At 37.4% G+C, this 26,157-nt stretch carries 13 protein-coding genes; 5 read left to right on the top strand and 8 right to left on the bottom strand.

Annotation, left to right across the window (positions count from 1 at the left end; all coding sequences use genetic code 11):
* Positions 1 to 131 precede the first annotated feature (131 nt).
* The 4 genes from ACZ1GR_RS04865 to ACZ1GR_RS04850 all read left to right on the top strand — a co-directional run bounded on the left by ACZ1GR_RS04865 (position 132) and on the right by ACZ1GR_RS04850 (position 2,237).
* Positions 132 to 458 (top strand): hypothetical protein, encoded by a 327-nt coding sequence (locus tag ACZ1GR_RS04865; RefSeq protein WP_472611098.1) that lies wholly within the window; start codon positions 132 to 134, stop codon positions 456 to 458.
* A 105-nt stretch (positions 459 to 563) separates the two neighbouring features.
* The gene (locus tag ACZ1GR_RS04860) at positions 564 to 965 is read left to right on the top strand and encodes a TerB family tellurite resistance protein (protein WP_472611097.1); all 402 of its coding nucleotides are present in this window, start codon (positions 564 to 566) and stop codon (positions 963 to 965) included.
* A gap of 115 nt (positions 966 to 1,080) precedes the next feature.
* Entirely contained in the window at positions 1,081 to 1,506 is a 426-nt protein-coding gene (locus tag ACZ1GR_RS04855) for an Hsp20/alpha crystallin family protein (protein ID WP_377765330.1), read from the top strand.
* 134 nt (positions 1,507 to 1,640) lie between these two features.
* A complete protein-coding gene (locus ACZ1GR_RS04850) occupies positions 1,641 to 2,237 on the top strand; it encodes a hypothetical protein (RefSeq protein ID WP_472611096.1) in 597 nt (198 codons plus the stop codon).
* Positions 2,238 to 2,239: 2 nt separating this feature from the next.
* On the opposite strand, the gene uvrB is transcribed toward ACZ1GR_RS04850, so the two are convergent.
* From uvrB to ACZ1GR_RS04820, 6 genes are all read right to left on the bottom strand, one after another.
* Positions 2,240 to 4,228, bottom strand: a complete 1,989-nt coding sequence (gene uvrB, locus ACZ1GR_RS04845) for an excinuclease ABC subunit UvrB (protein ID WP_472611095.1) — start codon at positions 4,226 to 4,228, stop codon at positions 2,240 to 2,242.
* Positions 4,229 to 4,272: 44 nt separating this feature from the next.
* Complete coding sequence (locus ACZ1GR_RS04840; protein WP_472611094.1) at positions 4,273 to 6,003, bottom strand: T9SS type B sorting domain-containing protein; 1,731 nt, start codon at positions 6,001 to 6,003, stop codon at positions 4,273 to 4,275.
* Between the two features lie 58 nt (positions 6,004 to 6,061).
* A complete protein-coding gene (locus ACZ1GR_RS04835) occupies positions 6,062 to 8,773 on the bottom strand; it encodes a T9SS type B sorting domain-containing protein (RefSeq protein WP_472611093.1) in 2,712 nt (903 codons plus the stop codon).
* Positions 8,774 to 8,800: 27 nt separating this feature from the next.
* Complete coding sequence (locus ACZ1GR_RS04830; RefSeq protein ID WP_472611092.1) at positions 8,801 to 9,634, bottom strand: ABC transporter permease; 834 nt, start codon at positions 9,632 to 9,634, stop codon at positions 8,801 to 8,803.
* A gap of 6 nt (positions 9,635 to 9,640) precedes the next feature.
* A complete protein-coding gene (locus ACZ1GR_RS04825) occupies positions 9,641 to 10,537 on the bottom strand; it encodes an ABC transporter ATP-binding protein (protein ID WP_472611091.1) in 897 nt (298 codons plus the stop codon).
* Positions 10,538 to 10,686: 149 nt separating this feature from the next.
* Positions 10,687 to 23,220, bottom strand: a complete 12,534-nt coding sequence (locus ACZ1GR_RS04820) for a T9SS type B sorting domain-containing protein (RefSeq protein WP_472611090.1) — start codon at positions 23,218 to 23,220, stop codon at positions 10,687 to 10,689.
* Between the two features lie 232 nt (positions 23,221 to 23,452).
* Between ACZ1GR_RS04820 and ACZ1GR_RS04815 the strand changes: the two genes are divergently transcribed.
* Entirely contained in the window at positions 23,453 to 24,529 is a 1,077-nt protein-coding gene (locus ACZ1GR_RS04815; RefSeq protein ID WP_472611794.1) for a hypothetical protein, read from the top strand.
* On the opposite strand, the gene ACZ1GR_RS04810 is transcribed toward ACZ1GR_RS04815, so the two are convergent.
* Positions 24,526 to 25,584: a nucleoid-associated protein gene (locus ACZ1GR_RS04810; RefSeq protein ID WP_472611089.1), complete on the bottom strand. Its 1,059-nt coding sequence runs from the start codon at positions 25,582 to 25,584 to the stop codon at positions 24,526 to 24,528. The genes ACZ1GR_RS04815 and ACZ1GR_RS04810 overlap by 4 nt on opposite strands.
* Before the next feature lie 65 nt (positions 25,585 to 25,649).
* Complete coding sequence (locus ACZ1GR_RS04805) at positions 25,650 to 26,144, bottom strand: IS1096 element passenger TnpR family protein (protein WP_377765314.1); 495 nt, start codon at positions 26,142 to 26,144, stop codon at positions 25,650 to 25,652.
* Positions 26,145 to 26,157 lie beyond the last annotated feature (13 nt).

The following is a 26,157-nucleotide window of genomic DNA, read 5'->3' as shown; positions in this document are numbered from 1 at the left end:
AGCCAATTGGCTTCACCCTTTTTATTTCTTTAAAATTCTGTTAAAATCATTTTTTATTGTAACAATCACAATCTTAGGGAGTCTCTTATGTATATTCATCAATTTTATTAATCACAAAAAACGAAATTATCATGAGAAAAATTAGTCTAGTACTAGTAGCAGCTTTGTTGCTTTTAGTTAGTAATGTTGTAGCGAATGACTACAACCCAGAAAACCCTACAAAAAGAATATCATTTCAAATTCACAAGATGTTAAAGGATAATAACTTTGATATCAATGACGATTTAACAGCCGATGTAAAATTCATCATTAATGACGAAGGCGAAATCGTGGTTTTATCGGTGACCACATCTAATGAAACACTTGAAGGTTTCGTTAAAGGAAGACTTAACTACAAAAAAGTAGACAATGCCCAAGAGGGTAGAGTTTATACGGTTCCTGTCAGAATCGAAGCATAACATACTGTAGTTATTTGAATTAGCTAGAAAATCCCAAGGAAACTTGGGATTTTTTTATACTAAATAGGCGCTACATGGAGTTATAATGTAGAATTGGCTGTAAATATGAGTACCTACCAAGAAAAATTGAGTATACTTTCAGAGATGATTGCCTTTGCACGCGTGGGTAAAACCATAAAACGATCCGAGTATGATTTTTTGATTGGCGTCTCTAAAAAACTTGGTGTTGATAAAAAAGCCTTTGAAGAATTACTACATCAAAAGGTTGAAAAGAAAATACTCAAAAGTCAAATTGATAGAATAGTTCAGTTTCATCGCTTGTTACTTTTAATGAATATCGATAAACGTCAAACAAAGACTGAAATTACAAGATTGCACAATATTGGTCTAAAAATGGGCCTACCGCCATCAGCTATTGATCAGGTGCTAGAAGTAATGCACAAGTACCCAGACAACATAGTTCCTTCTAAAGTTCTAATCGACATATTCAAAGCACATTACAATTAAAAAAGTGACATATTGTCATTATTAATCATGTTGATAGCGTCATAATGGCACTATAATAATGTTGGTACATAATTTGTCCTTTGCTGTGTGAAAGTTTAACTAAAAATAAAATCACATGAGTATAGTAAAGAGAAACAATATGTTATTTCCGGCATTAATGAACGATATTTTTAAACCAGATTGGTTTGGAGGAATGGAAAATTTAAATTCTAATGTTCCTGCTGTTAATATTTTAGAAAATGAAACTGGTTTTGAACTAGAACTTGCCATTCCTGGTTTTAAGAAGGACGATTTTAATGTAGAGATCGATGATAATGTACTTACCATATCATCAGAATTGAAATCTGAAAAAGAAAATAACGAGGACAATTATACGAGAAGAGAATTCTCATACACCTCTTTTAAAAGAGCATTTACTTTACCTGAAACTATTGATGAGGCTAAGATAAATGCAAATTACGAGAATGGTATTTTACGATTATCATTGCCTAAAAAAGAGGAAGCTTTACCAAAACCAAAACGTTTAATAGAAATAGCATAAAGAGCTTACAAAGCTATTTGGCTTTGTGATGGTTTGTTTAGTTGGTTAGTTGAAAAAGTACTGTTCGTTAGAACAGTACTTTTTTGTTTAAGTGTAGTTTTTAATGATATATTAGAGTTTTAATATTTACAAACATGAGTAATCTTAGATTTTCTTTATCAATATTCTTTGTATGTATGTTTTTAGTGACTACTGCACAAAATAGACCAGCAGAAGTTTTTCTTAAAGATGGAACTGTTCTTAAAGGGCTAGGTAAGCTTACTGCAAGTAATCAGGTTAGATTTAGAACATCTAGAAAATCTGAAAAACAGCTTTTTTCTTTTGCAGATGTCGATACCTTAAAGGTGTTTTATGACAACGAACCAACAATTTATGTCAGTGTAAAGGTTAAAGATAGAAAAGAGACTATGGTATTGGAAGTTTCTCAAGCAGGAAAAAATGTAGTTCTTTATACTTTGGAATCTCAAGGATATATGGTGAGTCCGATGGGAGCGGGAGGAATGCCAATGGGAGGTAGTTTTTATAGTATTTCAAATTCTTACGTTCGTAAAACGGATGAAGAGGAAGCAGCTCATTTAGGCTCTAATCAACTATTTACAAAGAATTTTAAAAAAGCTGCTGCAAATTATTTTAATGATTGTCCACAGCTCGTTCAAAAAATAACTTCCAAAGAGTTAAAGAAGAGAGATTTAGGAGAAATTATTAAGTTTTATAATGAATCTTGTGATTAATTTTATTCTTTTTCTTGCAGCATTTTTATTTCATCTCGCAGCTTGGCGGCTTCCATAAAATTCAATTCTTTAGCCGCTTTTTCCATAGCTTTTCGCTTATCGCGAATCATTTTTTCTTTTTGATCTGGGGTAAGATATTCTAAATCAGGTTCAGCAGCTCGGAGTTCTTCTTTTTGAAAATGATAAGTTGAGACTGAATTTTTTGCCAAGGCACTATCTAAACTTTTATTTAATGCTTTAGGTACTAGATTGTGTTTTGTATTGTAAGCAATCTGTTTTTCACGGCGGTAATTGGTTTCATCTATTGTTTTTTGCATACTGTCCGTTATTTTATCAGCATACATTATGGCCAGTCCATTCAGGTTACGTGCAGCCCGACCAACGGTTTGTGTTAGCGAACGATTACTTCGTAAAAAACCTTCTTTGTCCGCATCTAAAATTGCTACCAAAGATACTTCGGGCAAATCCAAGCCTTCTCTTAAAAGGTTGACTCCAATAAGAACATCAAAAATTCCTTTTCTTAAATCCTGCATAATTTCTACACGTTCCAAGGTGTCAACATCACTATGAATGTAACGGCAACGGACATCTATTCTAGAAAGGTATTTAGTCAATTCTTCAGCCATACGTTTCGTTAAGGTAGTAACCAAAGTACGTTCATCCAATTCTACACGTTTTTGAATTTCTTCGATCAAATCATCAATCTGATTTAAACTAGGTCTGACTTCAATAATTGGATCTAACAATCCTGTGGGGCGTATTACTTGTTCTACATACACGCCTTCACTTAATTGTAGCTCATAATCTGCAGGAGTTGCGCTTACGTAAACAGCTTGATTTTGGAGTGCTTCGAATTCCTCAAATTTTAAGGGTCTATTATCCATTGCGGCAGGAAGTCTAAACCCATACTCCACCAAATTTTCTTTTCTAGAGCGGTCTCCACCATACATTGCATGTACCTGAGGAATGGTAACATGGCTCTCATCGATTACCATTAGATAATCATCTGGGAAATAGTCGAGCAAGCAAAAAGGTCTTGTTCCTGGATCCCTTCCATCTAAATATCTAGAGTAGTTTTCAATACCGGAACAATACCCTAATTCACGAATCATTTCAAGGTCAAAATTAGTTCGTTCTTCCAAACGTTTGGCTTCCAATGGTCGACCGATTTCCTTAAAGTAGTCAATCTGTTTAACCAAGTCATCTTGTATTTGATGTATCGCATTTTGTAAAACATCCGGTGATGTTACAAACATATTGGCCGGGTAAATATTTAGGTTTTCGTAAACTTCAATAACGTTATTGTTAAACGGGTCCAAAGCCTCAATTTCTTCAATTTCATCACCAAAAAAATGGATTCTAAATGCATGGTCCGCATAACCTGGGAAAACATCCACAACGTCGCCCTTTACCCTGAAATTTCCATTTCTGAAATCAGCTGTTGTGCGCGAGTATAGACTTTGAACTAACTGATGTAGAAACTTGGTTCTGGAAATTACCTGGTCTCTATGAATGGAGATTACATTTTTTTGAAATTCTACAGGATTGCCAATTCCGTATAAGCACGATACCGATGCAACTACCAATACATCCCTTCTTCCTGATAAGAGCGAAGAAGTAGTGCTAAGACGGAGCTTTTCGATGTCCTCATTGATAGATAAATCTTTTTCTATATAGGTTCCGCTTGTCGGAATGTAGACCTCGGGTTGGTAATAATCATAGTACGAAACAAAATATTCAATAGCATTTTCAGGAAAAAACTGTTTAAATTCTGAGTAAAGCTGGGCGGCAAGGGTTTTGTTATGTGCCAAAACCAATGTGGGCCGCTGAACCTCCTCCACAAGATTTGCAACTGTAAAAGTCTTACCTGATCCGGTAACCCCCAATAAGGTCTGATGCTTGTCTTTCGCACGAACCCCATCAGCAAGTTGCTTTATGGCTTGAGGTTGATCCCCTGTAGGTTTAAAATCTGAAACTACCTTAAACTTCATATGGTAAAAATACTAAAGGGATGAAGGAAAAGAAGAAGGTTCTACTATCTTTTTAAGGTAAAAAATCCTTGTATTTCGCGTTGGGTATCATCCACGGCCTTGAACCAATATCCTCCGGAAGGGAGTGGTCTTCCATTAAAAGTACCATCCCATCCAATAGACTTAGGATCTACTTGTGCCAAGAATTGACCGTAACGGTCATAGATTCGGATGGTTAAAAGAAATACCTCTTCAGAATTAGGGGGCTGGGAAAATTGCCAAAAATCGTTTATAGTATCGCCATTTGGGGTGAAAAATTTTGGAAATCCATCCCTTATGGAATCACTTTTTATTTCTTCAGATACAGTGCAATTTTCTTCATTTATGTCTCTAACGTAGACTGTGTTATCACCCAATGGAGCGTTCCGAAAAACATTACTAATTTGATAAGGTCCATTAATGTCATTTAGGGCAAATTCATATTGACTATCTCCAGTAACCGTTAAGGTAAGTATAAGACTATCTTCATTTCGTTCAACATTGACATTTTCGATAAGTGGACCAGGTATGACTTGAACTTGAAATTCTTTTGAAGTAGTACAGGGAATAGCATTACCATCTGGATCTGCAAAATTGCTAACCTCCAACCTGTAAAAGCCACCTTCAGAAATTTCAACTTCTTGTGTATTTGAAATTACGGCTATTTCGGTGCCAATTGAAGTTGTACTTACCCATCTATAGTTTTCCGCATTCACATCTGTAGTTAAATTGAAAGATGGTGAGTTTTCACAAATATTAAATGTATTTGGAAAATCAAATTCTGGAAACAATGTAATGAATTCGGCGGTTAGCCTATCTAAAAATGGTCCACACCCTATTGCAGTAGAGAAGCTTTCTTGTCCACAATTTATAGCCTCACCCAATTCATTATATGGAGTTATTGTCACGAATATAGTTCGGTTTGGTTCAAAATCTAATACTAAAGTACTGTTGGTTGAAAAATTTCCATTATCGAGAATATTTTTATCCTCAGGAGTCGTTCCAATAGAGACAAGATACCCTGTAGCACCAGGTACTTCTGTCCATTCTAATATTGGAGTTAATGGCACATCGCTATCTCCATTTCTAGGTGATATTAGAGTCGCACACCCCAAATTAACTACAATCTCTGCTGTAGTAAATGTTTGTATACTACAATTTGTAGTCATCCCGATTCGGTTCAAAGCAATTATTTCTACGAATATTTCGGTATTGGTTGGAAGATTAGCAGGGGGATTATAAGTTAAAATATTTCCAACAGGGATATTATCGGCGATATCGGTACCTCCTAAAGTTGTGCCTATGGACAAAATATATGACGTCGCTCTTGCGCTATAATTCCACGTAATGTTTGTACCAGCGTTCACTTCAATAGCCCCATTTAATGGCCTGTTCAGTGTAGTGCATTCCGGGGTTTCCGAAAAATTCTCTGTAGTAAAAGATAGACTAGTACAAATAATATCGTCAAGATTATCAAAGAAAAACAATGTTATTGTAACATATATCTCAGTATTTTCTGGCAAGCCAAGTGGAGGAGTAAAAAAAGTTGCACTACCCACCAAACGATTTGAAATTATATCATCACCTCCGGGAGTAGTTCCCAATGAAATTCTATAACCCGGAACACCAGCAACCTCCTCCCACACTATTGTAGATTCTACTGGTACGTTGGTCTGACCGGCAACTGGATTTAGTAGGGCGGGGCAGGATTGAGCAAAAGTTCGTCCAATACCTAAGACAGTGATTATAAGAAGCAATTTTTTTAACATTTGATACAAACCAAACTCTTTAATTTACAAAAAATACCGATCTAAATTATCTTTTTAACGCAAAGTGCCCTTTAAATATCCGTCCATCTTCCAAGGTGGTTCTAAACCAATAATCGGCTTCAGGTAGGGGATTATTATTATAAGTACCATCCCAGCCTTTAGAAGTTACATTAAATAGCGCAACTAAGTTTCCATATCTATTGAAAATGGAAATCGTACTATTCGGTTGAAATTCTGAATTTAGACCAATGATTTGCCAAGAATCATGAATTCCATCGCCGTTTGGCGTAAAAAACTTTGGGTAACCAACAACAGAAATTAAATCTTCAGTGATACCACAATTATTTTTGTCTTGAATAAAAATTGAAAAGATTCCCGGTTGAACATCTGTGAAAATATTCGAATCTTGATAGTTCGTTCCGTCCAATGAGAATTCATAATCACCCTCACCTGAAACTATAATTTCTACAATATTATTATCGGAAATATCTTGAATATTAATGTTGTCAATTATGGCTTTATTCGAGGGTAATACCTCAAAACGTTTGGCAAACGTACATTCATAAACCGCTCCTCCTAAAACATACTTATATCCTATTTCCAATTCATATAATCCAATACTATTAATTGAAAGTTCTCTTGCATTACTTAGCTCAAAAGATGAACTAGCATTCACCTGTCTCCATCTATAAAGATCAAACCCATCAGGTGCTGTAATTATTTCAGGAGGACCATCGGTACAGAACAGCATTTGCTCGGGAAAATCAAATTTTGGAGTTGGATTAATTACTAATTCTACTTCTAAGGTATTTACACATTGATTGTTATTTTCTATTCTGGCATACACAGTGTTCGGCTCACTATTGTAAACTGTGGAAATTGGTTCTATTTCAAGCGACGCGTTGTTTCTGTTTTCATAAAAAGACACTTCAAAGTTTTCTAAGGTAACCGTATCAATGGCATCCAATAGATTAAAATTGCCATTTAGAATTAAATCATTTGGGTTTTCATCACAGGTATAAAGTGTTCTCTTACTATCATTACTTGTAAGCGTTGGAATAACTTCTAGATTAAGTTCACCAAGGCTTTCACAACCGTATTCATTGATTTTCTTATAGTATATAGTGCTGGTGAATGGATTTGTATTTAGATACCCTATCGGCTCTTGTATAAAATTATTATTCTCACTATCGGTTAAAGTTTCATAGAAAAAATAAGAATGATTATCGATGATAATCTGTTCAAGGTTAAAAGTAGTAATTCCGTCTTGAGAGTCAATTTCATCGATATCACATTGTGATAAAAATATTGTCGGAGTTTCTGGTAGTTTGTTAACTGAAATCAAAGCCTCGCCAATAATCGGGCATGTATTGATGTCAGGTAAAATTATTTCTAGGCTATACCTACCAGAATCATCAGGGAGTGCGGAATTTATTTGCAGAGTAGCACCAGTATTTGAAATCGGTATACCATCTTTTTGCCAGTTGTAAGTAGCTTCAGCGATTAGCTCCGCTTCAAGAACAAAGCCTTCATTTACGCAAATGGATAAGGTATTGCTTTTTGTTCCATCTGTATTTTTAACCAGGGAGGTTTTATCAAAAAACGATTGTATAAAAGGCGGTAAGCCTTGCGTACCATTTCGCCCATTAAGAGTAATGGCATTGTGTAGGTAATTTGCAGCTGTTCCTTTTTCATCAGGATTTTGAATAACTCCTAAATTTGGGGTGCCTCTAAAATAGTTTTCGGCTATGGTCCTATAAATTCTGCCATCTGATCCCAGTTGCAGGGCCCCACGAAATATTGGTCTTTCATCGATTATGATTTGAGAACCTTCAACATCATTTTGTGAAATGTCAAATTGAACAAGAGATGATGTATGTGTGCCAACTTCGCTTGCAGGAGCATTGTTTGATGAATGTACATATAAAAATTGCTGATTTGGGGAAAACTCTACCCCATAAGGAAATGGATTATCGCCGTTTATTGAAAGTACTAGTTGATTTGAAACAACACCGACCTCTTTATCAAAGTCATATAAAAATAGACCATTGTTAGAATTAGCACTTACAAGTTTACTTCCATCCGCATTAAATTTCATGGAACCTCTTGCATCACCTATTTCAATATCGAAACTACTCCTTATAGAATTTTTTTCTACCCCCGAAGTATTAACTTCGAATGCATGGTAGGTATTATAGGGAGCTTCGGAGCCATTTTCTGTCGAAAAGGCCATAACCCAAATCGACTGCTCAAAACAGTCTTTTACAACTGCTGTGATTTTTTCTGAACAATGGTCGAGCAACCTTACATTTTTTTCTACTACTTCACCACTCCCATTATTCAAAGTCATGTCAACTAAAGAATAGTTGAGTCCGCGATCTGGATCGTTCTCTGCAATAGAAGTGTCAACGGTAAAAATATAAAGTTTTTCAGGGTCTTGAGGTTTTGGAACAATAATGGCTGATTGCGTACTGGAAGGGTCTCCATAGAGCCCATTGCCATTCACCATTACCTCATGGTTTTTAGTGTATACCGTTATGCCATCTGTGTAAAATAGTAAATCTCCAAAGCTATCGGATATCGACGCACAGCCTTCAAAAGTGTCTATTTGCCCATCTGTCAAGGGTACTACGGTACCATCATTTTGAAACTGTATGCCCGCCTTGTTTCCAAAATACCAATTTGAAGTTTCTCCTTGAGCTAGTAACAGCACCGGAAAAAAGGTTAGTATTAGTATCCAAGTGTTTCTTTGAGACATCTTTGAGCATATGCAAAAAGCAATATACTACAAATCTCTTTTCTTTAACAGGGCATAGGACAAATAGATGAAAATTGCTGTCCAAGCGAGCACTATAAGTATCTCATACCAATGAACGCCATAATTAAGTGTAATTTTTTCACCAACCTGGTCGGCTACGGTTTGTACGGCTTCCAATCGGGTAATAGGTTCTTTTATCAGATTGAACATGGATTGTAACGGAAAGAAACCCATTATGGTGTCAGTGGTATCGGCATCGAATAGTTTCCATCTGATTAAACCTCGTGTAATACCTTCTAATATTTGCCAAATTATTAAGAAGCCAAGGGCAAATGCTGATCGTTTTACAAATATTCCAAGAAAAAGACAGAAAGAAAAGAAGCCCATTAACTTTATGAAAAAGGCAAAAACAAATTCTAAATCTGAAAATATTATCGATAGTTCGTTGAAATCAGAATAAATCAAACCCAATATAAGTGATACAACGAATACAAAAACTGTAGATATCAACGAAAAAGAAACAACCGTTAAAAACTTGGATAGGATAAATTCTTTTTTGGAGAGACCGTCTATTAAGTTCTGTTTTATGGTCTTGTTACTGTATTCGTTCGCCATCATAGATACTATGATAATGGCAAGAAATAGTTTAAAGAAGGCCGTTACAAAAGTGTTGAAATGCCAGATGTATGGAAAGTTGAAAATACCTATTTCGGCCAAATGAAATTTTATAGGCCCAATATCAAACTTTATAGCTGCTACTAAAGCAATCGATGTCAAAAGAACAAAATAGGATATGATCAGAACTTTACTAGCCCTATTGTTCCAAAGTTTTATAAATTCTATCTGTAATAATCGTACCATGGCTAGTTAGTTGTTTTTGGTTAGTGTCAAAAATTGTTCTTCTAAACTTTCTTTGCGTTTTACAAGGTGTGAAAGCACTAAACCTTTTTCAAACAACACTTTGTTTAATTCTTCAGCATTCATCTCTTCTTTTAAATATGCTGTAAGAATTCCATTGTTAGCTTCTATTTTACCAAAACTTGCATTTTTTTCCAAAAGCGATTTTAATGCTTCCATATTATTAGTTCTTAACTCAAAAAAGCCATGACTTGCAAGCATACCATCAACTGGACCAGAATACAATTTTTCTCCTTTTCTGAGAATAACGACATGGCTACAAACCTTTTCTACCTCATCTAAAAGATGTGAGGCCAACAAAATAGTAGTCCCTTGCGAGGCTATTTTTTGAATGATTTCTCTAATCTGATGAATTCCCTGAGGGTCCAATCCATTAGTGGGTTCATCCAATATTAAAATTTCAGGATCATTCAATAGGGCAGAAGCAATGGCCAGACGTTGTTTCATACCTAAAGAATATGTTTTAAACTTGCTGTTCTTTCTATCTAAAAGGCCAACCAATTCTAATTTTTCAAGAATTTTATCTTGAGAAACCTCTTTGATTTTACAAACCAATTTTAGGTTTTGCTCTGCGGTCATGTAAGGGTAAAAGTTAGGCCGTTCAATAATGGCCCCAACTTTTTTCAAAGCTTCATGGGTTGAGGTATTGCCATCAAACCAACTAAATTCTCCTGCTGTTCTATTGACCACATTTAAAATAATGCCCAAAGTTGTTGATTTACCACTTCCATTTGGGCCTAGAATGCCATAGACATTACCTTTTTCGATGGTAAACGAAAGGTTTTTCACAGCGGTTAAATAGCCAAATTTCTTGGTAAGGTTAGTTACGGTTAGTATTGTTTCCAAGTTGGAATTCGTTTTTGATTGTTATACTAACTTGACGAACAATGAGGTGAAATGTTACAAAAAGGAGTGAAAAGAATATTTACGCAATAGATACAGTAAAATAAAAAAGCCCAATCAGCTATGCTAATTTGGGCTTTTTTGAATTTTTATTATCTGTAAAGGGTGAAGTGCCCAACAAATTCGCGTTGATCATTTTCACCATGTAATTTTATCAAATACCAGTAATCTCCGGTCGGTAAATCATAATCATTATACAAACCATCCCAACCTTCTTCATTGTCGGGTAGTTCGTATACTTGTCTACCATATCTATCATAGACTTTAATAAAAATATTCGGGAACTGCTCAATATTTCTAGGAAGCCAAAGGTCGTTGGTTCCGTCACCATCAGGTGTAAAGAAAGTAGGTATTTCAATATCGATGAACTCCATGAAAATAGTGGTGATAGATTCACATCCATTTGCATCAACTACCCTTACTGTATAGGTATCTGTAGCGGTGATATAGAATTTATTATCATTCCCGTTATCGACATCCTTGAAATAATAAGTATATCCTTGCCTTCCACCTTCAACGAGTGCCGTAATTTCGTTTATATCTTGCTGTTCAGCAACGATTTGAAGTGGTAAGAACGCTTCTACCTCAAAAGTTACGGTATTTATACAACCGTTGGCATGGGCAATGGTGACATAGTGTTCACCGGGAGCCATTCCTTCAAAATTTGGTTCTAATACCATATTGTTCGGGTCATCGGTATCCAAACCGTAAAGTAGTGATGATGTTACCGACGGGTCCTCAAAAGTAAGTTCCAATCGGTTGGTAGGGGTATCTCCCGAACATTCGTAAATCACTTCTGGGACAACATTTAAATTCGCCCCAGCTTCAATTTCTACGATTTCATTGGTAGAACAACCCATTGCATCTCTCACAAAAACTACATAGGTTCCATTTGGAAGACCTTCATAAGTTATTCTGCCTTCTTCAAAATCACTATCGCTATTGCTATTTAAACTTGTACTGTAAGGTGCTGTGCCCCCTACAATAGCGACGGTAATGGTTCCATCCTCATCTCCTACGCAGATTTCTGGAGTAGAAGTATATGTCATTTCTAAGGTATCCGGCTCGGTAATAGTAAATTCAACAAGTTCAAAACAACCATTTCTGTCCTGTGCTATAACTTGATAATCACCAGGGGCTAACTCATCAAAACTGTTTTCGTCTCTAAATTGATTTAAGTTAGGTGAAATAGCGAACTGATAATCTCCAGACCCACCTTGTACGTCGACCAAAATACTTCCGTCATTTGCTCCATTACAGGTAATATCCGTTATGGTCGGATTTACAATAAGTGGCGATGGTTCATCAACACGAATTTCCATGGAAGTAGTCTCACAATCCTCACTTTGTACGCTCACAAAATAGGTGCCTTGTGGTAAATCTGTGAAAGTACCTGAAGTTTGATATGGTCTTATTTCTGTGACCAACGCGGCATCGGCAAACAATCCATATTGATAGTTTCCTAATCCGCCATCAGCTATTGCCTCAATCAATGCTGTACTTTCACCATTACAATTAATTACCGCTGCAGTAGTATCCAAGGTCAATGTTAACGGTTCGATAGGATCTATTACAATCTCATTCGAAATTGTTGAAATACAATTGAACCCATCCCTTATATAATATTGATATGCCCCTGCAGTAACATTTTGGAACAAGTGGGTATTTGGGCCATTTATTTCATTCATTGCATTGAAGTTGCTTCCATCAACACTCCATTCATATGGTGCTGTTCCACCCATTGCCGTGAGCTCTAAACTAGCATCATTACTACAACTTAAAGAAGCTGTGGTCAATAGCATACCATTTGTTTCAATAGGTTCAACGATTTGAACGATGGCGGATTCAAAAGTGCAATTAATAGCGTCAATAACACTAATACTATAAAAACCACCATCTAAATTATCAAATGAACTTGAGGTTTGTGAGGTAGAACTCTGCATCAAATTACTACCGCTGCCATCATCATATTTGTTCAATATAAATCTATAGGTGGTGCTTATATTTCTTGGGTCCAAATTAATGGAAACCGTACCATCATTATCCCCTTGACAAACCAAGTCTGTTGCGGTAATGGTACCAGAAATAGGGTCTGGTAACAATAGTTCAAAAGCATTGGTGAAATTAGTAGTACACCCTAAAGCGTCCGTTATTGAAACATTATATTGTGCTGCGGACAAATTTTCAAAAATATGTCCGTTGACACTTGTTATAGTAACAGGAGTGCCAGTTGTATTATTTGTCAATGTTATATTGTAAGGAGCTTGTCCACCAAGTGGATTAATAGTAGCGCTACCTTGATTATTTGTACAACCAACATCGATTAAATCAATTGTGCCCAAGGTAATTGCTGCACTTGGAGTTGTAATGGTTACCACTCTTTCTTGAGCACATTCAGGATTGGCAGCCTGTACAACGCGTATTATGAAACTACCTCCGGAAACGGATATTGCAGCAGTTGTTCCTGAACCGGTAAAGGTTCCTTCGTCATCAGTTCTTGTGGTCGACGAACCATCGGTATTCAAAACCTCCCATTCGTAATCACCGGTGTAAGTACTGTCTGAGAAAGTTAATTCTATACTGCCATCTTCATCAAAACAAACTACATCTGCTAATTTATTAACAGTTACATCAAAGGTGTTCGGATCTACTATGTTATGTGTAATGATTGTCTCGCAACCAGTGCTAAGGTTAGTTACGGCAAAGCTATAAGAACCGGGTTGTAAATCGGTAAATACATTAGAGGTCTGAACAGTTCCGCTGGACAACATTCTGAACTCGTAGTTACTCGGGTGAGAGGTGTGATTGGTAATTGAGCCTACAACAGCTATGCTAATATCTTCACCGCCATTTGAACAGGATATGGCATCATCAATTAGTATTGAAGCCGATTGTAACTCATCAAAAGGATTTATTGTTGCCGTCGTAGTGCCAGCACAACCATTGGTGTCATAAACATTAATGGTATAAACACCACCTGCAAAATCCGTCTCAACAAAGGTGGCATTAGGACCTGTTTGAACAATCACCGGAGCTTCTACGGCCACAGTATTTGGGTCGTCCTCTTCTATAAATTCATATCGCACGTAAGTTCCGCTACCTCCTTGAACAAGTGGAGCAATATCATTGATAGTAATAGATACATTGTTCGAGTTATTACCAGATGAACAACCAAATTCAACAATTGTCGGAGCGGGTACGGTAATTGCCGTGGGTTCCGATAAGGTTATGGAAGCACTGTCAACGCTACAATTATTGGTTGTAACATCACCAGTGACAGTGATAATGTAGCCAGCAGTGGTAGTCGTAGGGGCCAATCCGGTAAAAGTTGCCGAAGTGGCCGAAGTACTTGTTGGTGCTATATTTACTAACGCTCCATCCATTGATGTAATCTCAAAATCATAAGGGGCCCCAGCATTATTTGCTGTTGAAATAGTTATAGTACCATCATTGTTACCAATACAGGTGATATCTGTGGTGACAATGGTAGGGTCTATAATCGGTTCAACTCTATTAGGTACATTTATCACAAATGTTCTATTACAAGCTGTTGAACTTGGGGTGTTAGTATCGTAAATAGTTATAGTGTAATCACCAGGTAATGGGGCTTGATAGTCAAAGCTATTACTAGGTGTCGCAGTTTGCGCTACCGGTGTTGCACCGGCAGTATTTGTTATGCTGTATTGGTGATTTCCTGAACCATCTAACACTTCAATATTGATAATAGCTTCAGGATTAGAGGTACAATCTAATAATTTCGTTAGAGAAGCACTTGCAGACAGCACAGGGTCAACAACAAATGCCGATTGAGAATTTGTACATCCATTACCATCAATCACATATATGTCGTAGGAACCTGGAGTAACGTTTGTAAATACACCTCCATTATCTTCAAAAGTAGTCGGGGCCGGGTTTCCATTTGCTACCATTGCATAACGTAGGTTACCTGCTGCCGAAGCACCTGAAGCTGTTACCGTAATAGGTGACTCACAATTATCTTGAGATACGCTTAAAGTAGGATTCGGAGATAAGGTTAAGGCAACCGTATTTAATACTAGAGGGCAACTATACTGGTCGTATAGTGTAACGGTATAATTACCAGCTGGGGAGTTCACAGGAATTTGCACAGGATTATTAGTTGTGCCTGTTAAAGCGGTAAACCCTGCAGGTCCGTTAACATCATAAGTGTAAGGAGCCCCTCCGCCTCCAGAGATTCCATTTATCGAAATTAAACCTGGTAGATTACATGAAATATTTCGTGTTACGACTGCGGTTCCGGCAAGTGGTGCCAGTTCTGGTACATAGGCATTTTCACTTGCGCCACGACAAGAGTCTACGTTAGATCCATCTACCTGAACAATATCGATGTAATACTCACCTTCTGAAAGAGGAACGGTAGTTGTAATAGAATTGTTGTATGCTACATTTATGGCAGTCGCTCCGCCACCGCTTACTTCAATAGGTGTAGCATTGCCAAGCTCATAAATTTCCCATCTCATATTTGGATGAGAGGTAGTCGGATTTAAGTTAAATGTTATTGCTCCGTTTGCGGCACTATTACAGGTAGGTCTAATATCTGTAGTTATCTCTATAGGCAAACCAATACCAGGTATGTCATTTACATTTACATTACTCTGTCTAATACAGCCTGCACCATCCCTTACATAAAACACATAGGTTCTACCTGGAACTAGGAGTGGAACTTCAGGATATTGAGGTGTCGTAGGGTCAATATTTTGAAAGGTATGTGCTGTTCCGCTTGGTATGTTATTCACCCAAACATTAGGATCTGTAATGAAAGTATTAAAGTTGGCCGGGTCATCTGTATAAGTATAGTCATATCCACCAGTATCATCACCTTCACTACCCTCAACTGTAACGCGTAAATCATTACAACCAACAATTACGGCCGATAATGTAATATCTAAATCGTCTAGTGGGAAAGGAATGATATAACGGTCAAAATCTTTTTGACAGATAGTGCCACTTGCCAAGGTAACTCGTATAGAAGGGAAAACTTCTGTTCCAGAGAAAGTAGGGTTGGCTACGGTACCTCTTAATTCGTCTGAGCTTTGCCATGTTGTTCCACCGTCATTACTATATTCTACCGTACCTGTTGGAGTGATGACATTATCAAACTCAAAACCAAAATCGCTTTCTAAGGTACTCGTACAGTTAGCAGGTAGAATGGGCAATATGTCTGCAGTTATTTCTGTAGCGTTGTTAATGGTTACGGTTGACGATGTTATATTACAGCCATTCACATCTGTAATAGTTACTTCATAGTCGCCTACACCAATACCATTGAATGTTAGGTTTGTAGCAGAAACATTTGTATCGCTTCTGCCATAGTCTATACCGTCTCCAGTAGATAAATCCGTTAAAGTATATGTGTAGGGGGCAGTTCCACCGCCTACAGTAGCCTCAATAGAGCCAAGCCCATCAAAACATTCGGGATCTGTTGGAACCGCGTTCACAGATAGAGATGTTACTGGTGTTAAAATGATATCTTCTTGTAAAAATGAACATATTGCAGGTGAACCATTGTTGTCTTGAACGTAAACGTCATACCCACTAGGGTTTGCCGCGGCCATAGCTTCAGTAATGGTCAGGGTATTTGTAGTGCTAAATCCTGTAGGGCTTGTATTGGCCGGAACGATGGCATAAACTAAAGTGCCATTGCCACCACTAGCGTTTATGGTAATTGAGCCATCACCACAAGCACTAAGTTCTACAACAGCAACATCAACTACTAATTGAGGACTAAGAATTACGGCCTGTGCGTTTGATGTTACCGGACAACCTAATTGGTCCCTCACCTCAACATTGTAATTGCCATTGGCAAGACCCGAAAAAGTATGTGTTGTTGCCGCGGATGGAGAAGGTGTAGTCCACGGACCACCATCTAACCTAAATTCATAATTACCATTACCCGAAGTAACATTTACGACAATAGAACCATCATTATTACCTGAATAACAAGCGGTAGGTACCGTGTTAAAAGCTACTGACTGTGGACCATCGACCACAATTGCATTGTCAATAACATCAGTACAACCACTTGTATCCCTAACCCGTACAACGTAAGATTCCCCAGCTGCATTTTCAGGTACATTAAGAAATATCGCTGTATTTTGAAATGGTCTTTCTATCGAAGTAATATTATAAGAGGCCTCCGTTAGTCCGCCATCATTTATTTCTAGTTGATACGAATAGTTTGGTGTTCCACCAGAGGCAGAAGCGGTCAGGGTTGCACCATTAGTACAAGTTGCTTGAGAAGTCAATGATACCGAACTTACTACGGGAGTAGGTTCTGATAATGTCTGACTAAAAGAAACTGAGCAATTAGTACCTAGATTATCCGTAGTTCTAACATCAATATCATAATCTCCGACAGACAGTCCTGTAAGTGTTATGAGACTTGTACTTTGCGGAGCAGAAAAACCACCTCCGTTGACTTGGTACTCAAAAGAGGTATCGAAGTTCTCTACTTCAAAAGTGATGCTTCCATCATTACCCGTGTTACAAGTAATATTAGAGAATGAGGTAATAGCCCCATCAAAAGCGCGTCCATCTTCTACAACAACAGTGATATCTGTAGTTTCAGCGCAAACTTCTGGTAATTGATATGCCTGTATATCATCTAAAATCAAATCATTTCCATCATTGCTATTCACATTTGTTCTGAAAACAATGTCGATATCCGTATTAGCACCAGGATCAAATGTTATGGTTCGTTGATGCCAATCGGTATCGCCGGTATTTTTAGGAATTTCATTGGTTACTTCACTGTAAATTACAGTTCCGGTATTATCTAAAATTTCAACCAATACTTGTGGATTGTTACCAGCACCAGAAAGGTTCATTAAGTTATAGGCCCAAAAATCTAATGTAATTTCTCGGTTCGCTAAGACCTCAAGATTTCGTCTTGCCCATAGCACATTGTTAAGTTGCGGATTACCCGTATCGGAAAAAGTACTCACATCAATCGCCAAGAACCTGCCATCGGTCAAACCTGTATGATCTTGAGGGCTGGTCCAGAATGAAACAGGGTTGGTTATAAAGTTAGTTACGGTGTACTCTCCATTCACCAATATTCCTGCTGGCCCCCTATTACAATTGGTAGTTGTCCCATTTTGTGGCTCATAACAATAATCGGTTCCTATCTCGCCAATTTGAGTAGTTGGTCCAGCACCAAAATTCTCATTAAAGAGTATAGTTTGTCCTGGGGCTATTGAAGTAGTATAATCAATATTTACCGTGTAAACGCCATTAGTAACATTTTCAAAAACGTTATTTGTGGTCGGCGTATTTGGTGTTCCATCTAAAGCATACGAGTAAGTAAAATCAGAAGTATTCGATGGGTTAATAGTAATTATTCCTTCTCCGTTGCATGAATAATCTACTGTATAAGGAAAACTAGGGTCATTCACATTGGTAGGAACAGTGAAGTCCATATCAAAAGTACAACCCAAATTGTCTCTTAAAACCAATTGATATGTGCCAGGCAATAAGTTTTGTTCGCTAATCGCCCCAAAATTACTTCCTCCATCAAAACTATACTCATATGGTGCTTGGCCCCCATTAGCATTCAATATTTTCACAAGTGCCCCTGCAGGATTACAGGAAGCATCTTCAATTACCGAGGGTGATGCAGTCAATCTGAACGGTTGTACTATTTCATAATCAAAGTTTTCTACACAGTTGGTTCCATTACTTGAATCCATTACGGTAATGGTATAAAGTCCGGCTGGAAGATTCACAAACGTGTCCGCATTTTGATAGTTGGCACCACCATCTAAACTGTATTGATACGGTGATGTACCACCTGTAACGGACACCGTTAGTGAAGCGGTGGCTGAATCTGCACAAACAATACCGGAATCAGAAGCTGAAATAGACAAGCTTCCTAAATCATCTACCCGCACAGCATTTGATATTGCATAACACCCGTTACCATCTCTTACTATAAACCTATAATCACCATCTTCGTTTGGAAAGTATGCGCTAGGTGTTCCGCGATATCCAAAAAGAAAACTTGATGTTGTTTGATAATCTGAATCTGGAACCGATGCCTCATCCGCATATAATTCAACACCATCTTTACTCCATATAGCTACTTCGTAGTTAGGGCTTGGTAGGCCACCAGCAGCTGAAAGATTTACAATACCGGCATTGCAGGTAATATTTTGTGATGTAACTGCAGTTAGTGTTAATTCTGGAATAGCATCTACAGTTATTTGTTGCGAATCGAAGCAACCATCTTGGGTTCTTGTTACGACCAAATAATCTTCTGGATTAACATTTGAAAACGTATATGAGTTATCGTTTAATACGGGTTGATTGCTTGCCAAAGAACCAAGACCACCATTACTTCCATCATCTAAGCGTAGTTCATAACTGTAGTTTGGTAAAGCATTTAAGGCCTGAACAGTAATGGTACCCAATTGGTTACAGTCCTCTGGGGTAGTACTTAGGCTTACACTGAAATTTCTTTCTTGAATTCCGATATCCTCAGTTTCAAAAATACAGCTTCCGGCAATCGGAGTGTTATCACTTGGATTTAATTGTACAACTTGAACTTTATATGTGCCGTTAGTATTTATATCGAAGTTGGGCCCATTATTTGCCGAGAAGGGAACAATAATATTGTCATTTGTCGCATCAAGTAATTGAAACCCGTAACCTGCACCAACATTGGTTATTCTAATATTACCTGGTGTGCTGCATAATATGTCTGCTGAGGTGTAGTCAATATCCAATACATTTTTGAAAACATCGAAGTAAAAACGACTAAAGCATCCATTTAAGTAGTTGATAACAACTCTATATTCACCACTTTCAGTTGCTGTAAAATTATCTCCGGTTTGAAGGTTATTCCAAGCACAAGTACCATTCTTATTTGCACAATCGTCACCAGTGTCCGAGCAACTGGTCTCATCGAGTTTTTCCCATACGATACTTTGTGCATCGGTAATACCCAATTGTATGAGTGCTTCATCTGCTGAACCGCATAAAAATATTTTTGGTAATAAATCACCGTCAATTGAGCAGGTTACGATTTCGCCTTGCAAATCGTTATCAGCATTTGTATCACTATTGACCTGATTGAAATAATTGATTATTGGGTTTGTTTGGGTCGTGCCAAATCGCTCTACAGTAATACGTTCGATCAAATCTGAACATCCACTAGCGCCAGATTTTTCTACAATATAATCTCCAATATTGGTGACAAGCAATGTACTTGGATCCCCATCGGGGTCCCCGTCGTTTAAAACAGTATCAGAACCGTCTACAACACCATTTCCATTAGTGTCTAAAATCCAATTGTAGGTCGTAAATCCAGAACCTGCGGTTAAAATCGTGTTATCACCACACAACTGTACCGTTCTTGCTTGATTACAGCCAGCAAGATCGTTCGATATCGAGTTGCTTGCAATCTCAGGTGTTCGAGGGCATGCGGTTATGGAACTTGAGCCGCCCTCATCGGTAAATACCGAGGTATTGATTTCACCTTGATAAGTGGAGTAAGCTTTATTTTGTAAGGTAGATGAACAAGCAGAAACAAAATCTGAGCAATTATTGGCAATGCTTACCGTAATGACAATTTTGTATTCTGGATCACCAATTTCCACTAGATTGTCAGGTACCGTAAAAGTTATATTTTGGTTTGTTGGGTCGTAAACATGGGTAGTTCCTGGTGCATTGGTCACGTCTATATTATCTAAGGTGACATTATTGGGTAAAACATCTCTTATAGTGAAATTTACGGCATTATCGTCGCCTGTGTTTTGAAAACGAAGTACATAATTAAAGGTTTGGCCCAAGCTTACATTTTGACCATTAATATCATTTCCGCCTAAATCTTCCGAGGTATTGCCCAATAGAATTTCAGGAGCAAAAACTTGATTGTATGATGCTGCATTTACTGTTCCATCACTAGAATCTACAACAGGAGTTCCAGTGCCAAATTCGCCTCCGTCACCTCCATCTGCATTATTATCTTTATAAAATTCATTAGCATCACTACAGCCATCACCATCACTATCTAAATCTAAATGATTTGGGAAGCCATCATTATCCGTATCACAACCTGCTGTTAGTAGCGTGCCAGACATATTTGTAGGGCCCACCACGGCTTGACCAACAGTAATGGAATTATTCCCGGAGGCATTCCATGAAAAAGTACCGGCAGGTGTTGTTAAGACCATTGGTTCAAGTATGCCATTTGATGTCCTTGTTCCAAACAGTTCAAATTCACCGGATTGATTTATGACAACTCTTAATAATGGGCTCCCTTCTGAGCCAGTTAATGTATAAATTTGTGGATTTCCATCTTCCCCATATCCAAACCCATCAAGGAATGTTGCAAAATTTCCGCCCGCCCCTGTTTGAAATTGAATTTCTCCCGCAATATCGGTACCATTAAGGTTTAAGTTGAAAGAATTATCTAAACTAAAAATATCTAGGATTAGGTAATTTTCAACGGTTACTAAACTACTGGCATGACTACCTCCACCGGAAATATTGAACGCTAAGGTTTCACATTCGTCTTCATCATAAATACCATCATTATCGTCATCTAAATCTAAAATATCTTTTACTCCGTCATTATCAAAATCATTGTGAACTACAATTTTTGCGGATGGGCTATCTGCCGTCAAGTTTGTGTCGGTTTGGTCTTGGGTGTGAGTAGCCGTGTTTGTTAAACTTAGTAGCGGTAAGGTATCTATTTCATCAGCCCTAACCTCAAGTTCTAACTCAGCAACTTCGCCACCATCCAAGGTTCCGATATCCCAGGTGTTTCCACTAAAACTTCCGGTTATTGTAAAGGCATTGACTAGAGTGAGCCCTGCTGGAATGTTATCCGTAACCTGTAGGTTGGTCAAAGGACCTACACCCCAGTTTTGAACCCGAATGGTGAACGTAGCCGTTTCACCTTCCATAATTTCCGAATTATCTACCGTTTTTTCAATATGGATATCTGGGTCGCAATATAACCCAAGAATAGAGTTGCTATCGTAAGTACAAGGGCCTTTAGTACCTCTTAAAAAGTACTCGCCCGCGCCATCTGGGGAATAAATTGGACTATTAGCACCTGGAATAATTTCACCATCTTTATACCATTGAAAAGCGTCAAAATTACTATTTGTTGCCTCAAAAATTTCAGATCCAACAAAACAACCGCTACCACCTCGTATTTCTAGAGTTACCTCAGGAACGGTATCAAAACCAGAAAAATAGCCCGCTACACCTCTTGCACCATTAAATCCAAAAAAACCAACAGCCATAGGGCCTGTGGATGCAACACTGACATCTCCATTTAAATTTGGAATGTAAAAAGTCTTCCAATCGGCAGAACCGGCTACAGGATTGGAAGCCGGCAAAGTAACCGGGCCATTACCATCATTAACTATAATGTTCGCATCTGGTGTATTTACTGCGGCAATAATGGTCATGCCTCCTGTTACTGTTGTTCCTGCCATATTTCTGATATCAGGAATGTTATCCATGACATCGGGCAAAAGACAGTTTACCGGGGCAACAAAATTTAAGCCTTGTGTATATGGCGTCGTGGCGCCAGCCATACATTGATAAGCGTAAACATCTTTCGAGGTCTGTACCAGCATATTGGCCCCTGCAACGTTTGCAGAGTAGAAGTTGCTTGGTATTTCAAAATAGTCACCATTGTTAATCGTGGCAATGGGAGTTGTCGAACCATTTACAAAAATCTGAGTATTATCCGATATGGCTATAATCAAGGGAAATTCAGTCCAACCATTTGAATTTCCATTGCCTCGAACAAAAACGTATTCTTTACCTAAACGGTTTTCGGGTACTGGTTGGTCAATTCCTGCATCACGGTTTCGTGCACCTACTTGGCGACCAAAGTTCATAGAGCCATTACTGATTACAATATCTTTATCAGAGATGATTGATGCTCCGATCCAACCATCTTCATGTGCCTGTGTTGGTGTGTCGCCAATGTATGTTTCATACACAAAAGATTCATTGGCATCTAAGGTTATTTGGTGAGTGTTGGCGGTTATACCTGCTCTATTGGTACCAACTCTAAATTCACAATCGGGATCATAGCCAAAAAGATTAACGGTTGTATTATCTTCCGTAGCCATAATACCCAGCGTATTTGATTTTGAAGGATGAGAACCTCTATTCGGTACGCCACCCCATTTAAAGTTGGTACCCATGGCTACCCTACCTTTTGAGGTTAATGAAGCCGATTGGGCACTACTACTACCTCGATAGTTTACATAAAACTTATTGCCACTTGGCGACTCAAAACGCAGACCACTATTAGTTAAGACCACCCCGGTATTTGCATTGTTTACAAGAATGATATTATTATCCCCATTAGTCATTGAATAAACCGCAGGGCTCACATTAGAAATATTGAAGGTCGCCACTGGGGTTGCATTGGTGCCGCGGTAGACGTTTACGGCAAATGTCGTAGGTTCAGGGGTAGAAAGATATACTGCCTGTTCTCTAATACCGGCATTGTTCTGCCCCTGTTTTAAAGGTGGTAAATAATGTAAGTCACTAAGTTGAGCGGTAGCAGAAAAACTTATAAATAAGGCGAAGCCAAATAAGAATGCTTTCAAGTTCATTTAGGTAATTTTGTTTGGGGCTGGATTCAATGAACCCAACCTCAAAAAAACATCGAAAGAACAACTACTACAATTTTATGTTGTATAACCGCTTTAAGATGTTGATAAATATGGGTGTTATGTAAATAACCGATTATATTAGCATCTCAACGGTATCATGATTTTTTAAAGAAAGTAAGAAAATACTTAAAAATCATTGCGTTAGGGTTTTAACAATGGTGAAAAGTGCAAACTGATGGAAGAAAAATTAATGTCCAAAAAAAAACCAGCTTATCCAGTTAAGAAAAAACTTGATACGTATTTAGGTCGTTACAATCGAAATATTGAAATTCCTATTTTTTATGATGACCTGCTTCGTTTTGCAGGTTCTGTTGCGGTATATGACAATGAAGATAATGATACACTCTGGGTAAGGGTATTTTACTCTGATTTTGACAGGGAAGAAATTGATTTAAGCCTTAAGAAAGTATATTCCATACTGCATTCTGACGGTAGTGAGCGCATATTGGAATATCTGAATATCGATGCCATTGATTACTGCACTTTTGGCAACTCAAAACCTTTTAGAATTAAGGTTAGAAATATTTTAAATGATAATTACACTCATTTTTATGTAAAGAAAACCGATGCTTCAAGAATATATGGTTTAGAATTGGAGCACATGCTTTCACCATACAATTTAAATTTTTTGGTCTATAAAGACACGTTAATTGAAGAGCATATTGCGGGTATTCCCGGTGATGTATTCATTAAAAATGTGCTCCCAAAATGCACGGCATCAGAAAAAGCGCAACTAGCCAAAGAATTTGTCAAGTTCAATGAACGTTGTATGATTCGTTTATTGGGCGATATGCGTTCATACAATTATGTGATTGTACCGGTTCATGACTTTGATCATGTTGTTTATAGAATCAGGGCAATTGATTTTGACCAACAATGTTTTGAAGGTAAATTAAGGGTTTACCTGCCCCAGTTTTTTAAAGAAAACTATAAAATGGTAGAATTGGTTTCAGAAAAACTTCAAGAATATTCTGTTGATCAATATAAAATAGAAGAACGTTCTATTGTTGCCAAAAGAATCATCAGTTCGGGAAAAAGAATAAAACAATTAGTGAGTGCAGCAAGAGTGGATAGAATTTCGCTACCAGAGAATATTGAACGCTTAAAAAAGGAAATTCATGAATTCACTATGGATGTAGAGTTTAAAAAGTGCAAAACAATGGGTCAAGTACTTGACACGGCTTTAGATTTTGTTAAAAGAAACTATGAAGACGTTAGTATGAAGCAGATAATCGATAAAAAGTTTTAGCTTTTCTGCTCTTTATTAAAATAAACGAGGTAATAATACATTTGCCGTTCTTCGTCCCATCCTTTTTCAACAAATTTTTCTGCAGATTCAGGGTTGATAAAATCCATCTTAATCTGAATATTGGTATCAAGATTAATAACGTTTTTAATTTTTTTGCGAGCATCAGAAACTGCCTTATTGGCGATATCAAAGTTTGATACATCTTCAATACTGTATTTAGGGCCCTTTTCAACTTTGTAATGTTTGAATTCTGGTATCAATTCGGGGTTTTCCATTACCTCGTTCAAGAAGCTACTTTCTTCAAAAGCGTCGTTTTTGGCAAAGTGGTTAACGGCTCTATTCATGAATAGTACTTCTTGCTGCTTATCTTCGGCGGGCAAGACTACGTCTTTTGCAAAGTTTTGACAGAATTTTAAATAGTTTTTGGTGTAAAAATTCTCATCGGTAAGGGGTTCTAGACCCAAGAAATTTTCAAGCCAGTATTTGGCATCATACCTGTTGCTATCGACCGAAAGTACTTTATACCCCTCTTCTTTATCTTGATTAAAGACCAGGCATCCTTTGTCTAATTTATTCGTGTTTATTCCTTGACGGATTAAAATATCCAAATTTTGATTTCTTTCTTCAAACTGAAGAAAATCGTGTTTTAGTTCACTTTTAAAAATACCAACTGCTTCAGTTTTTTTGTTATCAATGACCATATCGGAAAAGTAAACGATATATACCTCGCCGCTTTTGATATGGGGGTGGTTGGACTGTTCGTATAAATGTGTAGTTATTTTCTTTGATGTTGCATGTGCTTTTGAAGGGTCTTCAAAAATTTCAACAACGGCTTTGTACACCTCATTGAATTCTACATCTACTTCATTTGAAAACTTAAAATAGTTTTCTTCCTTTTCTCTAAAAGGCCTAAAAAAATACTCCTTAAGCAAGCCGGCCATTTCATCGTTCAATGTATGGGGTTCTGCGGATAAAAAAATAGCTTCATTTTTATTTTTATTACCGACTCTGTGCAAAGAAACACTTTCAATTTGGGCAGGATAAAGGTTTAGCATTTATCTAAGGTTAATTAAGAAATTAGGAATATTTTATTTCAATATGAGTTTGTAGGCAATCAAGACTAGTTCCAATTTTCATCAAAATCTAAATCGTCATAGCTCTCAAAATTATCATCAAAATCCATTGTGGGTTTCGACTCAAAGCTTTTTTCTGGGGGAGAATCAGGTAATTCACCAAAACTAAAAAGTACATTCGGATAAACTCTGCCATCTTCCTTTTCAACAATATCGGCCAGTTCCACAAAAAACGTCCACATACTCAAAAAATCGTAAACATAGATGAGTTTAGGTTCGTTTTCGGTTAGAACATCAGACAATAAGGTTTCATTCATTAAACGAACATCCGAACCAGACTCGCTCATATCAAAAAGTGCAATTTCTTCGTCTTGAACCCATTCTTCATCGCAAGTATAAAAAGAGGCCATTTCATTGCCCATAAAACCAAAAGCTTGAGTAATGGCATTATGAAAATCTTCTAAGGTATTAGAGTTTTCAAGTTCTAAATCCCTAAAAATATCCTCTTCAGTATCAAGTATCACCCTGATTTTATAAATCATCGATAAAAAAATT

The sequence above is a fragment of the Croceitalea sp. W27 genome (assembly GCF_055693185.1).
The sequence above is the reverse complement of the archived record's forward strand: the minus strand, read 5'-3'. Positions and strand labels throughout refer to the sequence as shown.

Excerpts from the sequence above, each read along its gene's own strand:
- ACZ1GR_RS04865 (WP_472611098.1), top strand. The coding sequence starts at position 132 with ATGAGAAAAATTAGTCTAGTACTAGTAGCAGCTTTGTTGCTTTTAGTT.
- ACZ1GR_RS04860 (WP_472611097.1), top strand. The coding sequence starts at position 564 with ATGAGTACCTACCAAGAAAAATTGAGTATACTTTCAGAGATGATTGCC.
- ACZ1GR_RS04855 (WP_377765330.1), top strand. The coding sequence starts at position 1,081 with ATGAGTATAGTAAAGAGAAACAATATGTTATTTCCGGCATTAATGAAC.
- ACZ1GR_RS04850 (WP_472611096.1), top strand. The coding sequence starts at position 1,641 with ATGAGTAATCTTAGATTTTCTTTATCAATATTCTTTGTATGTATGTTT.
- uvrB (WP_472611095.1), bottom strand. The coding sequence starts at position 4,228 with ATGAAGTTTAAGGTAGTTTCAGATTTTAAACCTACAGGGGATCAACCT.
- ACZ1GR_RS04835 (WP_472611093.1), bottom strand. The coding sequence starts at position 8,773 with ATGTCTCAAAGAAACACTTGGATACTAATACTAACCTTTTTTCCGGTG.
- ACZ1GR_RS04830 (WP_472611092.1), bottom strand. The coding sequence starts at position 9,634 with ATGGTACGATTATTACAGATAGAATTTATAAAACTTTGGAACAATAGG.
- ACZ1GR_RS04820 (WP_472611090.1), bottom strand. The coding sequence starts at position 23,220 with ATGAACTTGAAAGCATTCTTATTTGGCTTCGCCTTATTTATAAGTTTT.
- ACZ1GR_RS04810 (WP_472611089.1), bottom strand. The coding sequence starts at position 25,584 with ATGCTAAACCTTTATCCTGCCCAAATTGAAAGTGTTTCTTTGCACAGA.
- ACZ1GR_RS04805 (WP_377765314.1), bottom strand. The coding sequence starts at position 26,144 with ATGATTTATAAAATCAGGGTGATACTTGATACTGAAGAGGATATTTTT.